We start from the raw sequence: 14,882 nt of genomic DNA, 5'->3' as shown, positions 1-14,882 counted from the left end.
CGTTCGCACAGCGCTCGGCAGCCTTGGCTGCCGAAATCGCCTGGCTGGCCGAGCACTGGCTCGCATCAGCTGTAGGTTGAGCGAAGCGTCGTTTGTTGAATTGCCATGTCGCCGTCGCGGACCCTGCACGTCCGCGGCGGCTTTTTTCGTTTTGTAGTAAGTCCACGATTCAGGAGATCGAACCATGACCCCCGCTGAATTGAACCGTGCCGTGGCCCAAGCCACCGGCGAATCGCTCCGCACGATCGAGTCTCGCGGATTCAGCCTGATCGAGCCGCCAGATTATGAGGCGCTCACGGTCGACTGGGACGAACTCGATGCCCAGCGCCCGGCCCTGTTGCCGCAGCGGCAGCGTAGCTAGTTCTTGTTGACCCACTCCTCTTCAAAGTGAATACGTTTTCACAATTCGGAGACAATCGATGCCCCTGATTCTGGAAGTCAGTCTGGCCCGCAAGATCGGGCTGCCGGAGTACGGTAGCCTGGGGGCCAGCTGTGGACTGAAGATCGAGACCGACGCGGGCCTGTTGGCCGGCGATGCGGTCGGCCTGCGTCAACAATTGGCCCAGGCGTATCAGCTCTGTGCTACTGCCGTGGAGGAGGAACTCAACAAGCGCCGCAGTCATGAGGCCAGCGGCACGAGCGAGGCAATCGCCGAGCCCGCTAAGTCGGCTAGCTCGGCCAATCGTCGCCAGGGCCGGGCTTCAATCACGCCACGGCAGCTGGCGTATTTGCGCGAACTGGCCGCCGAGATCGACGCCTGCGGCGAACAGCGGCTCGAATCGATGGCCCAGGGCGCCTATGGCGTTCCGCTGACGGAACTTTCGAGCCAACAAGCCTCGGGGTTAATCCAGCGGATCAAGCACCTCAAAGCCGGCACGTTGGACTGGACCGAACCAGTCGGTGCCGCTGGCTCGTGAAGCTGCCGTCGGTGGTGACGCCCTTGGACCCTGGAGCCACGAGATGGTTCGTTTCCCACCCCGCGCCGCTCGGCAGCGCGGTTTTCGCTCGCACCCCAGGAGGCCTGCCGTGTCGGCCCGTGAAAAGCTCAATATCGCCTACCTGATTGGCGCGGTCATTCTGGCTGCGCTCGTGGGTGGCATGGCCAGTTCGGCCGCCGTCTTTGGCACGGCGCTGGCGCTGCTGGTGATGGCCGCCGTGTTCTCCGGCGACATCCGCCCGCCGCGGTGAGGTCGCTGGCAGCTGAACCAATGCCTGCCGTCACCCGTTCGACCGTTCTCGAACCACAGCGCTGGTTCGCGGAACGGTCGAACGCCGGTGGCGTGCTGCGGAACATCAGGGCCGCTTTTCTTTAGCTTTTAGCTCAAAGCAAGCGGCCGGGCGAGCTCAGTACTGCCACCCCTCGTGCCTCACCGGCAATCGATTGAGCACTTGCCGAAGGTGTTGCCAGCGCGGCAGGTGGCGGTTCATGAGCGCCACGAAACGCTCGTTATGCGTCGGTTCGATCAAGTGGACCAGTTCGTGGACCACGATGTACTCCAGGCACTCCGGTGGCTTTTTGGCCAGTTCGGTATTCAGCCGGATACTACCCGTCGCGGGGTTACAGCTCCCCCATTTCGTTTTCATCCGCTGGACAAACCACCGTGTCGCCGACACCCCCAGCCGCTTTTCCCATTTCGCCAACAACGCAGGGAGCGCCTCGCGGATCTGGGCGCGATACCAGGCGTCGACAATCCGCGCGCGTTGGTCCGGACTGGTGTCCGGTCGCACCGTCAGCACCATCCGGCGCGGGCGGAGCGTGATCGTGGGCGCTTGGTCAGCATGCTCAACTGCCAAGAGATAACGTTGGCCCCACACCCAATGACTTTCCCGCGGCAGATACTCGCGCCGCGTCTCGCGGGGCTGATCCCGGAGCTTTCGCTGCTGCTGCTTGATCCACCCCAGTTTCGAGATCGCGAAGATGCGGATCGTGTCGAGCTGCATCCGCGCCGGGGCAGCGATCCGTACCCGCCCCGCAGGTGGGTGCACGCTCAGGTGGACATGCTTGATGTCCTTGAGCGTCACCTCGACCGGGATGGTGCCTAAGCGGAAGCGCCGGATCATCAGTATTCCGTCTGGGCCTTGATGATCAGAAAAATCCGCTCGACCTCCGCCTCGTCTTCGAGCACCTCGTACAGCGCCTGCTTGACCTTCTGCTCCTTGGGGTGCACGTCTCGCCAGCTGTCCGGCAGCTTGCTCCGCACGGCAGCGTCCACGCGCAGGGCCAGCGCCAAATCTTCTCCCAGGTTGTGATAGAGCGCCTGTTTGCCCTTGGAGTCCAGCTCCCTGGGCAATCCGCCGGACCCCTGCTGCGCCTGCCGGGTCAGCTCCTCGATCTGCCGCAGGTATTCTTCGTACTCGATCGCCTTGGCCCTGCGGGCCGCGATGATTTCCTCCAGCATGGCCGACATGCGGTCGAAATACGCCGGGTCGTTGAGCCGCTCCTTGATGATCTTCTTGCGGACGTTGTTCTCGATCGTCTCGGCGATCGCTTGCCGATTGCCTTTCATGCCCCCGAGCTTGTTGGCGATGGCCTGGCCGAGGCCCGAGCGGACAATCACGTCCAGCAACCCGAGGTTATCAAATTCCGAGATCTTGCGCGGCTCGCTCGCCTCGATGTAGGTGTCGATCAGGTGCCGCATGTCGGCCTCATAGGCCTTCAGATCGAGGCTCTCGCCGCTGGCCTGGCGAATGACTTCGCGAAGCTCGGTGTATCGGCGGACGTCTTGCTTGATGCGGCTAATGTCCGCCGGGCTGTATCCGGCCCCTTCCAGCTCATCGGCCAGGTTGGCATAGGCTCGGGTCAGCCCTGCGGTTGCCTGGTACAAGGCCGAACGCTGGGGCTCGCGTGCTTCCAAATCGGCAGCGATCTCCGAGTTCCCACAAAAATAATGGATGTGCTGCAGTTCCTCCTGGGGCGGCTCGACCGGTTCGCAGAGTAGCGCAAGCTGTTCCAAGGCCTCGTCCAGCCGCTCGCGGCCTTTCTGCAGACGGTCTTGGATCAGCACCTCGGGATCGCAGCCGCCGGCGCTGTGATCGAGCTCGGAGGTGTACACGGCGATCGTTTTCTCGACCTTCTTGAACAGGTCCTTGTAGTCGACGATGTAGCCGAACACCTTGTCGTCGCCGTCGAGCCGATTCACCCGGCAGATGGCCTGGAACAACCCATGGTCCTGCATCGACTTGTCGATGTACAGGTACGTACACGGCGGGGCGTCGAAGCCGGTCAGCAGCTTATCGACCACAATCAGCAGCTTCATGTTGGCCGGTTCGTGGATGAACAAGTCCTTGGCCCATTCCTCATAGGCCTCGGTCTTCGTCATGTTGGCTTTCGCCGCCACGTCCTTGAGCAGTTCCTGGTAGGTGTTGAACACGAACTGCTTTTCGGTCTCGGTGTTCGCCCCGACCATCGCCAGCGTGACGTCCTTGGCCTGCGGGTTGTACGAGGTCACGACCGCGCACCGCTTGCCAAAGCTCGTTTTTTGAAACAGCGTGTAGTACTTGCAGGCGTCGTAGATGCTCGACGCCACGAGGATCGCATTCCCCTTCTGGCTCGAGAGCCGCGGCCGGACGCTAAAATCGAAGATAATGTCCTCCACCACCCGCTCCATCCGCGAACGCGAGCTGAGCACCTTCTGCATCGTGGCCCATTGCTTTTTCAGCTCATCCTTCTGCCAGGCGTTCAGCCCCCGCGTCTTGGCTTCGAACCAGGCGTCGATCTTGTCCTCCGACCCCAATCGCGCGTCGATGTCGCGGGCCTCATAGACCAGGTCGAGCACCACGCCGTCCTCGACCCCTTCGCTGAACTTGTAGGTGTGGATGTAGCGGCCAAACACCTCAAGGCTGGTCTGCTTGTCGGCCTTCAACAGCGGCGTGCCCGTAAAGCCGATAAACACGGCGTCGGGCAGCAGGGCCTTCATCACCCGATGCAGCCGGCCGCTCTGACTGCGGTGACATTCGTCGACGAACACGAACAGCTCCCCTTCGGCCGTGCTCGGCTGCGCCTCGAGGTCGCGGATGAACTGCTCGAACTCGGCGTCGCTCTGCTTGTCCTGGGGGCCGAACTTATGGATCAGCGAGCACAACAGCCGTGGCCGCGGCTGCCCCAACTGCCGCATCAGATCGCGCCCGCTCTGCGTCCGGCGGATCGCCTCGCCCGCCTCGGTAAACACCCGTTCGATCTGCTTATCGAGCTCGTCGCGGTCGGTGATGATCGCCACGCGGGCATGGGGGTTGTGCTCCAGGATCCATTTGGCCAGGAGCACCATCACAATGCTCTTGCCGCTGCCCTGGGTGTGCCAGATGATCCCCCCTTCGCGCCGGTCGACAAATGCCTGGGCCGCCTTAATGCCGAAATACTGGTGCACCCGCGGCAGCTTTTTCACACCGCCGTCGAACAGCACAAAGTCGTGCACCAGTTCCAGCAGCCGCGGTTTGCTGCACAGCTTCAGCAGGTACTTGTCGAGCTTGTAGCGGGTGTTGTCCTGCTCGTCTTCCTTCCAGCGCAGGAAGTATTTCTCCGGGGTGCCGATCGTGCCGTATTGCAGCCCTTGCGAGTCGTTGCCGGCGATCAGCAACTGGACCGTGCTGAAGAACCAGGGGTGGAACAGTGGGTCTTGCAACGACACGCATTGCCGGATCCCGTCGCCGAGCGACTTCGAGCCTTTTTTGAGTTCGATCACGGCGATCGCGATGCCATTGATGTACAAGACCAGGTCGGGCCGTCGCTCATGGTCCCCCTGCAGCGTCACCTCTTCGGCAATCGCAAAGTCGTTCTGCTCGGGCCGTTGCCAGTCGATCAGGTGGACCGTGTCGGTCACCTGCCCCACCTCGGTCTTGGCCGGCACGCCATAGCGGAGCAGTTTGTAAACCTCTTGGTTGTTGGCATACAGCGTGCGGCCCGTGTGTCGCCCGGCGGTTTGCAGGGCATAGGTCGCTTTGTTGATGTGCTCCTGGGAATAGCCGCGCTGGCGCAGCCAGTCGGTCAGCAGCGCTTCTTCGACGTTGCTGTTGCCGGCCCGCTCGCACCAATTGCCCAGGTAGCGATAGCCCAACTCCTGGCAAAACAGCGCCAGCACGCGATCCTGCGTTTCCCGTTCCGATTTGCCCACGCGGTTCATGGCCGCACCTCCCAATGTCCGCCCTTCTTGGGACCGACAAACCGGAGTTTTCCGGCCTGGGCGAGCTTCGCCGCGGCCAGTTCGATTGCCCGTACCGATTTGCCGACCTCGTGTGCCACTTCGGCCAGCGTCATCTGCGGATGCTGCGCAAGCAGTTCCAGGATTTTTACCGAAGTTTTTACCGAAGTTTTTACCGAAGTTTTCTCCCTAATTTCGCCCACGCCCATCTGCTCGACCCACTCGGCAGCAAACGGAAACGCAATCCAGAACCCCGCCCCCTCCTGCTCCAGGATGGGCTCCGGAAATCCCGCTTCGCGGCAGGCGGCAAACATCCGCTCGATTCCTCGTCCCCAGGCCTCAATCTCGCCGGCTCGGAAGAACACGTTCGCGATGGCCGGGTTGAACGGCTGCGAGGCGTGCTTGCCCTTGAGCTTTTCGATTGTCCAGTGGGGTGGCAATTGGCCCGGGTTCCACAGCATCAGCTTGTCGGCATAGACGCTGATCTGTACCGGTGCCCCGCTGGCATAGTCCTTGTGAATCAGGGCATTGAGCACCGCCTCACGCAGGGCCGGCTCAGGCACCGGAAACGTTTCGACCCGCTGGATGCCGCGGTAGGTGATCGCCGCCTTGAGATACTTGGTCCGCAGCAGGTCGATCGTCTTGCTCGCCTGCGTGAACAGGTCGCCGTGCACTTCGTCGTGGTAGGCCAGGTCGTCGTTGGTGCGAAAGTAGCCGATCTTGACGAAGGCCCCGGTCACGAACCGTTCGGGCTCGGGGTGAAACGCCAGCGCGGCCGCCCGCTTCAGATGCTTGCCCTCGACCAGGTGGAGCTTGTCGATCAGCCCCGCGGCGGGTTCCTTCAGATCGGCCGCCGTCATCCGCTGGCTCTGCCGGGCTCGCGCGCGGAATGCCTGCAGGGCTTCTCGCGACAGGCTACGGACCGTTACGCCGGGCAGCGGCACCCCGTCCCAGGCGCGCCCCTGGCGGGCCAGCAGAAACCGGTCGAGTGCGGCCCCTTTGAGTTCTTGCTTCGTGCTGCCGCTACGGACGTGGTATTCCCCCTTGTAGCTGACCGGATAGGGCTGCGGCTCGACGACGATCTCGAGGTATTCCTGGCCGGCTTTGCGCTTCAGGTTGACGGCGACGACGATGCCCAGGATGTCGCGGACCTTGTTGGGGATGTCGACCAACAACTTGCTGGCGTTGGCGACGCCGATGATGCTGCCGTCGTTGTTGCCGCCGATGACCAGCTTGCCGCCGTCGGCATTGGCGAACCCGCAAATCCAGCGAAGGTACTCGTCGCGCCACACCTCCTTCCACTCGATGTGCTGGTGCTCCTGGCGACGAGTCGACTTGCCCACACGGTTCATGCCGCTGCCTCATCGACGACGACCTCGGCACGGACGTATCGCTTTAGATCTTCGATCGTTGCAAAGCAGCGATAACCCGCCTGACTTGCTGCTGCGAATACCTCGTGACCTTCATTCAAGAGCAGGCACACCGGCTGACTCAATTCCTCCTGCATCCCGCTTGGCCAGGCGAGGTCAAGCATCGCTAGTTGCCGTCCCGTTTCAGTGTCCGTTAGCTCGAAGGCGAGAATGCCCGACGGCAAGCCTTGCTGCTCAACCCAAGCATTCACCATTTCCAGTTCAAGCTCTTCGTCGGCGCTCGTAATCCCCCCAGCGACAGCGGTCGGTGTGGTTGGAGGGGCCGCCGGTCCGGCCAGCCAACGCTCGTCACCGTGCAACAATTCCGCCATGCGCCGATTGACCTCGTCAGCCAACAATCTCTTGCGAGCCTCGAGGAAGCTGGGGAAATTCTCGATCCTCCACAGTTTGGAGTCCGCCGGAATCCACTGTGAGGCAAGCGCGCCGGGGTGCGCCTGCTCGACTTCCGGGAAGTAGTCTTCGGGCAACCGGTCGCTGATGTCCAGGTTGGTATCTTTCGTCAGAAAACAGAAATTGGCGATGGCGTTTACTTCTGATTTCCTGAACTTGCGTTTGTAGAGCTGCGCCTTGGGGAAGATGTGATGGACTTCCAAGCGGTTCATTTTGCCAAGCAGGCTTGCTTTCAGCGGCAGGCCTGTACCCCAGTCGCGCGCTTCCCCCATCCGTGTGAGCAGGTACAGCACGGGGTAGAATCGCGCTCCCAGGCTCCAACCCGTAAAGTGCCCTGCCTCCGCACGAAGTCCCCCATGCCAGAGCCGCAACTGCTCAAGCAGTTGGTCGAGTCCGCCGTCGGGTCCTTCCAACGTAGCGAGGTCTCGATCAAGAAAAGACTCGGTCGAACCCGAGAAGCGGCCCCACATGGCCGCCTGAGCGAACCAGAAGAGCAGCTTGTCGCGTTCCGTCTCGTTCAGTGACCCGGGGTGTCGATCGAGGTATCGCACCATTACCGGGACGCCAAATCGCCCGAAGAAAACCTGGTCATGGTCGAGGCCGAGTCGACCTCCGATCATGTTGAGGCAGGCGTCAATTCGCTTGATGGCCCGCCTCAGGCCATCGCGAATCTGCTCAGCGGTCTGGTCATGCAGATATTGAAACTTGGCTTCGCCCGTCAACACGGTGTTCACGGATCGCAGCAGCCAATCAAGATTGAAGTTGTATCCCGCCGCGGCCCACTCTTTGAGCTTGGCCTTCATCGAGTCCCGTGCCTCGGGCCAATCCGCGCAGATCTTGGCTAGCGCCAAGTCCCCCTTCGACAATTTGGTGCCGCCGCTGTTGACACGATTAAAGATGTCCACGACGACGTCGAGCGTTTTGTCGGCCCCGGTCACCTCTTCGATATGCAGGTCGACATCCGTAATGCCGAGCAGCTGGCTTAATCGACCCACGTAGTCGCCGACCTTGGGCGCGGTGTCTGGATTAGCGCCTAGTCTGGCGACGAATGCCCCCAAGCCGGCGTTGCCGTTTTTCATCAACTCCGTTACGTCGACCCAGAGGGGGTCGGCGCTCATCTTCTGGGGTTGATAAAAGGCGAAGGTCTCTTCTTCCAGGTGAAAGTAGAGGCCGGTAAAGGCCTGTCCGTTGCCATCGAAGAATTTCGGAGGCTTGCCGCGCAGGACGCCATAGAGCGAAGTCATGCGCTGCTGTCCATCGAGGAGCAGCTTCACCACGCCGGGGGCGAGTGGACCGTCACCGCGATGGTCGGCGGTCTTCGACTCCGTGGCCCAGACGAGCAGACCGCCGACCGGGTGACGGCGGTAGAGGGAGTCGAACAGGGCACGCACCTGATCCCGGTTCCAGACGTAGCCGCGCTGGAACTCTGGCAAGGCCATGTGTCCGTTGTCGATGTGGTCGAGGATCGTCGAGATCTTCATATCAATCGAATCCTGCCCGTGAGAAGTTCCTGCATCATGCCTTGCTTGACCTGCCGGCCCTTTGAGAGCTTGACCTCTAACGCGGCGATTTCCGCGTCCATTTCGGAAAGGACATTGGCGATGGCCAGCTGTTCGGACTCATCTGGGAGTGGAATCGCAACTTTGGAAATGTGGGAAGGACCGAAGTTCAATTGAGCTGATCCCGTGGCTTGTCCGCCGATAGCTCGCTTAAAGTTGTCGCTCATCAAGTATTGAAAAAGAAAGTGTGGATACAATTTGCCGGCAACGGGTTTGAACCTAATCGTGCTAGTATTCATGCAAAATGGAACGTCGTTTTCGCGAACATACGCGACCTTCTCGTGGAACCGCTCAATTGAGATCCCTGATGACGCGATGACTATGTCGCCGACATCGGCAAGAAAGTGAGCATATGGACCGTATGCCTCTCTTTCTGAAATAAAACGAGAAGTTGAATCGAGGTTAAGCTCCCCACGCAAAATATTCGTTCCGTTCAGAAGCTTTATGCCAGCGGTCGTAAATTGACTGTTCCGCACACCCGGACCTTCCTGATACCAGCACACTTCACTGAATGCCTGCTCGTTCCACTCACCTGTGAAGCCGGGGAGGCGGCGTTTGGCGGTGAGGAGTTCCTGCATGGCGGCTTGTTTGATCTGCCGCTTCTTGGCGATCAGTTGCTCCAGCGACTCAATCCACGCATCCGCATCCGAAAGCGCCCCCGCAATCGCCTCCTGCTCTGCCAGGGTTGGGGGAAAGGGGAATGGCACTCGATATAACGTCTCCGGCGGGAGACGCTTCGTGCCGTGAGTTGACTCGGTCGTTAGGGCACGCAGCTTTTGAGCGTGTCCGATGAGCCAATAGAGAACGTAGTTGCTATCTATACTCGCATCGACAATCAGAGCCTTCATGTCCTGATTGAAAGCAAGTGGTCGTTCCGCGCGAGCAACGGGCAAGGAATGTGCAAGGATCATTCCACGAATAACAATTAACACGGCTCCCGCTGGCAGGAGTCGGGCTCCGTCTGCAACGGCTTTGGCGCTGATATGATCCATCGAATCAAATAGCCGTGACACCTTCATGTCTTTAGGGCTGACCCACGGAATGTCACCAGACCAGTAAGCTGGGTTCTTCATACTGGGGGTTCCACCGCTATGCCAACGACCCGCTTCCTTCAACGGACGAATGCCCCAATCCTCCGGAATTGGCCCCAAATCAATGATGTTATGGGTAGTCTCAGCCATCACTTCCATGCGAACCCCATCCTTTCCAGATGGCCGTTCACCTTGGCCTCCAACTCCGCAACGCGGTCGACCATCTGCGGCAGCGGCGTCGCGTAACGCTCGGCCAACTCCTTGACCCGCTGCGTGAGTGCCTGGCTGATGCGGTCCATCTCGCCGTGAATGGCCGCATCGAGCGCGGCGAGCCATTTGCCGTCGACAACGAGAGCCTGCACCTCGGCCTCGGTGAGCAGCGGGTACTTGGCGTGTGCCTGGGCATCGAGCGCCCCCTCGGCCTCCTTGATCTGCTTCTTGAGCTCCGCCTCTTCGGTGTTGAGCGCCAGCCAGCGACCCAGTGCCTCGGTCTCCTCGGCGTTCTGCTGGGCGGTCTGCTTGTCGGCCTTAAGTTCCTTGAGCCGGGCCGCGACGCTCAGCTTGTTGACCTTGTCCAGCTCGGCGAACGCCCCTTCCTCGCCCCCCTGCTCTTCTTCGAGTTCGGCGAGCTGCGCGGCGAGCCCCTCGAGCTGGCCGGCCAGCTCGTCGAGCGCCTGCTGCTGCGGGGCAAAGTACCGCGCCACAATCAGCGGCTTGGGAGTCAGGTCGCAGTTCCAACCCTTGTCGACTTCCTTTCCGGGCTTGCCGTCCTTGCCCGGCTTGCTCACGAGCACGCGATAGGTCTCGGCCCGCCAGCCGTCGGCGGCGATCAGGTAGCAATCGTCCTGCATCGTCGTGGCCCAGTAGTCCATCAGGTGCTGATAGACGTCGTAGGCATCGATCAGCGGCTGATCGCGATAATGGGCCAGCAGGTCTTCGGACACCTCGGCGATAATCTGCTTCGGATGACAACCCGCCGCCAGCCGCCGCAGCCGCTTGGCCTGCCGTTTGCGCCAGACGGCGAAATGCTCGTTCATCCCGGCGATGAACGCCGCAAACTCGGGATGTTCGTAGATCGTCGTCTTGATCGTGCCCCGCTCGACCGCCAGATCGACGTAGCCCGGGCGGTTGGGGCGGAACAAGGTTTGACGCAGGCCCGGGCAGACCTGCCAGTAGCAGCTCAGGCCGTCGAGATCGCGCTCGGGAATGCCGCCGCGGAGATGGCCGTCGATGTCCTGCAGATCCTCGGGCTCCTGGCTGTCGATGTAGCGCGGCAGGTTGAGGTTGAACTCGTTCCGCTCGATCTCGTCGAACGGGACCAGCCGCGCGTACTTGGGAATCTCGACCTGCTTGTTGAAGGTGTCGACGATCTTGTGGATGTCCTGGGCCCGGAGGCGGTTCTTGGGCCCGTCCTTCATGAACCCGCGGCTGGCATCGATCAGAAAGATGCCTTTGCGGGCCTGCGCGTGGCGCTTGTCGACGACGACGATGCAGGCCGGGATGCCGGTGCCGTAGAACAGGTTGGCCGGCAGGCCGATGATCCCCTTGAGGTAGCCCTTGCGAACGAGGTTGCGGCGGATGTCGGCCTCGGCATTGCCGCGAAACAGCACGCCGTGGGGCAGGATGCAGGCGCCGCAGCCGGTGCTCTTGAGCGAGCGGACGATGTGCAGCAGATAGGCGTAGTCGCCTTGCTTGCCCGGCGGGGTGCCGAAGCTTTGGAACCGGTCGAACGGGTCGTGCGCCGGATCGAGCCCAGTGCTCCAGCGCTTGTCGGAAAACGGTGGATTGGCGACGACGTAGTCGAACGTCTTGAGGGTGTCGCCGTCCTTGAACTTGGGCGTGGTCAGGGTGTTGCCCTGCTCGATCAGGGCGGTGGGGTTGTTGTGGAGGATCATGTTCATGCGGGCCAGGGCGCTGGTGGCGGTGTCTTTTTCCTGGCCGTAGAGGGTGACCTCGGTGCCGGCCTCGTCGCCGACCTTGAGCAACAACGAACCGGAGCCGCAGGTCGGGTCGTAGACGGTCGTGGCGGCGCTGGTCTTGGCCTGGCGAATGCCGACGATCTGGGCCATCACGCGGCTGACCTCGGCGGGCGTGTAGAACTGGCCCTTGCTCTTGCCACTTTCGGTGGCGAAGTGCCGCATCAGGTATTCGTAGGCATCGCCAAGAATGTCGTCGCCGTCGGCGCGGTTCTTGGAAAAATCGAGGGCCTTGTTCTCGAAGATGGCGATCAGGTTGGTGAGCCGATCGACCAGCTCCTTGCCGCTGCCGAGCTTGGTGGCGTCGTTGAAGTCGGGGAAGTCGGCCAGCTTGTTGGCCGCGGCCAGCGGGGCGAGGATTCGCTTGTTGATCTGGTCGCCGATGTCGGGCTTGCCCTTCAGCGCGACCAGATCCTTGAAGCTGGCCCCCTTGGGGATCGTGATCGGCGCATAGGGCACGCCGGCGTACTTGTCGCTGATGTACTTGAGGAACAGCAGGACCAGCACGTAGTCCTTGTACTGGCTGGCATCCATGCCGCCGCGCAGCTCGTCGCACGATTGCCAGAGGGAGGAGTAGAGTTCAGTTTTTTGAGCGCCATGCGATGCGAATCTTGATGAGGGCTGCCCGAGAGGCGTGCGGAAGGCGGGACCCGGTGGGCCCGCCGGATGCGGACGACCCAGCATGATAACGGGGCAACGGGCGAGAACTGAAGCGGGCGCGGGGAACGGTGCGGGCTTTACGTCGCCGCGGGGACCCAGACGAAGTGCTCATCGCGCAGTTGCTGCTCGCCCTGCCAGCGGTAGGCACACAGCAGGCCGCCCTTGGCGACGCTGTAATCGATACAGGCGACGTTGTTTGCCAACACGGTCGGTCGGGGGGCGCTGAGCCAGTAGTGGCCGAAGAAGACCGGCGGGGCATCGGTGGGATAGCCGTTGGCTTGCCGTGCGTTCACGGCAAGCGGCAGCTCGCAAGCGACGGGATCGGCCTGCAGCGCGTAGCTGCGGTAGGTCTGACCGACCGGGGGCAGATACCAGCGGGCGCGAATGCTGCTGCGCGGGTGACCATCTTTGTCGAGGAACTGCAGTCCGTCAGGCAGCTCGAGTTCGCGGCCTTTGAGCAATGTTTCGACCGGCTCATAGAGCTCGCCGAGGGGGCTGCAGGCGGCGTGCAAAAACTCGTCGGTGAGCGGGCCGTCAGCGAGCGCCGACGCGACCTGCTGCTGGGCGGAATCGTCCCAGCAGGCGTGGATGACCCGCAGGCCGTCGAGTTCTAGCCAGAGCGGTAAAGTGCGGAACCAATCGAGGGCCGCGGTCCGTTGGGCGTGGTCGAGTTGAGTGAGCGTTTGGCAGTGCTGGTGGATGTTCTTCTCGGTGTGCGGCCGCAGGCAGGCGCCGGGCTCGTGGCGGTTCGCCGTGTGGAATGCCAAGGCATTGAGCTCGTGGTTACCCAACACCGCCAGCGCCGTGCCGGCGGCGACCATGGCTTGGGCGAGCTCGAGGACGCGGGCGATCTGCGGCCCGCGGTCGATAAAGTCGCCCAGGAAGATGACACGGCGCTCGGGATGGGCGTAGACGCCGTCCTGGGGACGGTAGCCAAGTTGCTGGAGCAACGCCTCCAGCTCATCGGCATGGCCGTGGATGTCGCCGATCAGGTCGTACATGGCGCGTAGGGGTGATCCGCAATTTGTAGTTTGCGAGTCGGGATTGGCAGTTCCGGAACCCTGCTGTGGCCCATGCGGGCGGCTGGCCCGAGGGACTGTCCACGGTTGCGACGCTGCGCCATGGTGGCCAAGAGAATCCGCCCTTTCAAGGTCTTGCTCGACCGGGTTTTCGATTGCCGCGCGTGTGACCCAACGTGTCAGGCCTGGGACTAAACTCCAGGGTCCCAAAAAGTTAAGCCCGGCCACCTGAAGTGACGCAGACCGCAAGGGTCGCTGGGCAGGCGATAGATTTCTCCGTTGTCGTGGCGTCTCGGTGAGGAACGCCCGCGCGCTATTTCACTCGGCCACCGGGTAAGGAATAATCGGCTGCTTTGCCGCAGTATTACATCGAAAGGTTTCCCACCGAGGGCAGTGTGCATGTCACCGCAGCCAGGGGCTCCTGCCGTCGAGGCAGCTCGGGGCAACACGCGTCTACGACTCGAGCAATGGGCTCACAATCCGGCCTGCCAAGCCAACACGATCTCAGCAGTCCGCAATGTGCGGATGGTGGACGTGGCCAAGCAGGCTGGGCTGCCCGCGACGTTCGGCCAGTCCCCTTTCGCCATTGCCCGTGGCACGCAGTTTGAGGCAGGACTGTTCCGCGAGGACGGAGAGAGGCTCCGTAAGGCGCTCATCGAATCCCAGGTGTTACCATCGGGGTCCCGGGGCTTTCTCGATTTGCGAACGCGCCAAAACGGTGGCACCTCCGTTCGGTCACTGGGCGAAGCACAAGCGCTCACGCTGCAGCTCTTGCGCGACGTGGCGACTCGACCCCAGGCTGCCGACGTCCCAGCTCTGGTCGCCGGGGCTACGATCCGCGTTCCTCGGGGGATTCTCCTACCCGAGGCCATTCTGATTATTGATGTGCTCGCGATCCGCACTGACGGCGAGCAGCCGGAGGTGATCGTCGGCGAGATTAAGACCTATCCCGACCGCGGCGGTCACACCGATCCGCACCAGTTGGCCTTGGCTCGCGCCCAGGCGGGCATCTACGTTCACGGGCTGCAATTAGTCGCAATGGAACTGGATTTGGCCCCGCTGGAGATCGCGCTGACGGGGTTTCTCGTCTTGACCCGCCCCGGGACGAATCAGCCAGCGATCCGGGCCCGTGAGGATTTTGCCTATCAGGCGGAGCGGGCCAAGCGGGGCTTTGTCCTGCTCGAACAAGCCGCGCAGCAACTGGACCCCGAGCTTTGGGCGGCCCCTGATCAGCGGCCACCTGCGGCATTGATCGACGCGATCCTGCAGGCCGACACCGAGTATGGCGAGGAGTGTCTCGCGTTCTGCGATCTGGCCCCGCGCTGCTTCGACCGGGCCTGCCAGTGCGGCGACCCGCGCATCTTGGGACAGGAGATGCAGCGTTTCTTAGGTGGCCTTGCCCTCGAGCGTGCGATTGCATTGCTCGACGGCGCGGAACCCAGCAACGACGTCGAGCGGGATGTTGTCCGGCGGATTCGTGACGAGGAGCTCGGCCTATGATGCCGCGACAACTCCTGCGCCGACTCCGTGCCTATCAGGCCGGACAGCCGCTGCCGTGTGGTGAAAAGCTTCGCGTCTGGCTTGCAGACCCCGTGGATTGCCTGCTGATCAGCTTTGTCCGGATGGGGGGCGAATCTCGCCCTTGGGGCGTGGCGTATGGTTCGCCTCACGAACCGCCAACT

11 protein-coding genes are annotated in these 14,882 nt (G+C 62.1%); 4 read left to right on the top strand and 7 right to left on the bottom strand.

Annotated features, from left to right (window positions below; translation table 11 throughout):
- Nucleotides 1-184: 184 nt before the first annotated feature.
- The 3 genes from K1X74_17465 to K1X74_17455 all read left to right on the top strand — a co-directional run bounded on the left by K1X74_17465 (nucleotide 185) and on the right by K1X74_17455 (nucleotide 1,188).
- On the top strand, nucleotides 185-361 hold the full coding sequence (locus K1X74_17465; GenBank protein ID MBX7168128.1) for a hypothetical protein: 177 nt from the start codon (nucleotides 185-187) through the stop codon (nucleotides 359-361).
- Between the two features lie 58 nt (nucleotides 362-419).
- Complete coding sequence (locus K1X74_17460) at nucleotides 420-917, top strand: hypothetical protein (GenBank protein MBX7168127.1); 498 nt, start codon at nucleotides 420-422, stop codon at nucleotides 915-917.
- Nucleotides 918-1,026: 109 nt separating this feature from the next.
- On the top strand, nucleotides 1,027-1,188 hold the full coding sequence (locus K1X74_17455; protein MBX7168126.1) for a hypothetical protein: 162 nt from the start codon (nucleotides 1,027-1,029) through the stop codon (nucleotides 1,186-1,188).
- Nucleotides 1,189-1,344: 156 nt separating this feature from the next.
- Here the strand turns inward: K1X74_17455 and K1X74_17450 are convergent, their stop codons facing one another.
- From K1X74_17450 to K1X74_17420, 7 genes are read right to left on the bottom strand one after another with little or no spacing between them, the layout of a single operon-like run.
- Nucleotides 1,345-2,061, bottom strand: a complete 717-nt coding sequence (locus tag K1X74_17450) for a M48 family metallopeptidase (GenBank protein MBX7168125.1) — start codon at nucleotides 2,059-2,061, stop codon at nucleotides 1,345-1,347.
- Complete coding sequence (locus K1X74_17445; GenBank protein ID MBX7168124.1) at nucleotides 2,061-5,117, bottom strand: HsdR family type I site-specific deoxyribonuclease; 3,057 nt, start codon at nucleotides 5,115-5,117, stop codon at nucleotides 2,061-2,063. The genes K1X74_17450 and K1X74_17445 overlap by 1 nt, the downstream gene beginning before the upstream one ends.
- A complete protein-coding gene (locus tag K1X74_17440; GenBank protein ID MBX7168123.1) occupies nucleotides 5,114-6,487 on the bottom strand; it encodes a putative DNA binding domain-containing protein in 1,374 nt (457 codons plus the stop codon). The genes K1X74_17445 and K1X74_17440 overlap by 4 nt, the downstream gene beginning before the upstream one ends.
- Nucleotides 6,484-8,436: a DUF262 domain-containing protein gene (locus K1X74_17435; GenBank protein MBX7168122.1), complete on the bottom strand. Its 1,953-nt coding sequence runs from the start codon at nucleotides 8,434-8,436 to the stop codon at nucleotides 6,484-6,486. The genes K1X74_17440 and K1X74_17435 overlap by 4 nt, the downstream gene beginning before the upstream one ends.
- Complete coding sequence (locus K1X74_17430) at nucleotides 8,433-9,704, bottom strand: restriction endonuclease subunit S (protein ID MBX7168121.1); 1,272 nt, start codon at nucleotides 9,702-9,704, stop codon at nucleotides 8,433-8,435. The genes K1X74_17435 and K1X74_17430 overlap by 4 nt, the downstream gene beginning before the upstream one ends.
- Nucleotides 9,695-12,205, bottom strand: a complete 2,511-nt coding sequence (locus K1X74_17425) for a type I restriction-modification system subunit M (GenBank protein MBX7168120.1) — start codon at nucleotides 12,203-12,205, stop codon at nucleotides 9,695-9,697. Before K1X74_17425 ends, K1X74_17430 begins: the two co-directional genes overlap by 10 nt.
- Nucleotides 12,206-12,258: 53 nt before the next feature.
- Complete coding sequence (locus K1X74_17420) at nucleotides 12,259-13,182, bottom strand: metallophosphoesterase (GenBank protein ID MBX7168119.1); 924 nt, start codon at nucleotides 13,180-13,182, stop codon at nucleotides 12,259-12,261.
- 552 nt (nucleotides 13,183-13,734) lie between these two features.
- Here K1X74_17420 and K1X74_17415 point away from each other — a divergent pair.
- The gene (locus tag K1X74_17415; GenBank protein ID MBX7168118.1) at nucleotides 13,735-14,700 is read left to right on the top strand and encodes a hypothetical protein; all 966 of its coding nucleotides are present in this window, start codon (nucleotides 13,735-13,737) and stop codon (nucleotides 14,698-14,700) included.
- The last annotated feature ends 182 nt before the right edge of the window (nucleotides 14,701-14,882 follow it).

This window comes from Pirellulales bacterium (assembly GCA_019694435.1).
GTDB lineage: Bacteria > Planctomycetota > Planctomycetia > Pirellulales > JAEUIK01 > JAIBBZ01.
Note: the sequence above shows the minus strand (reverse complement) of the source record. Positions and strands in the feature narration are given on the sequence as shown.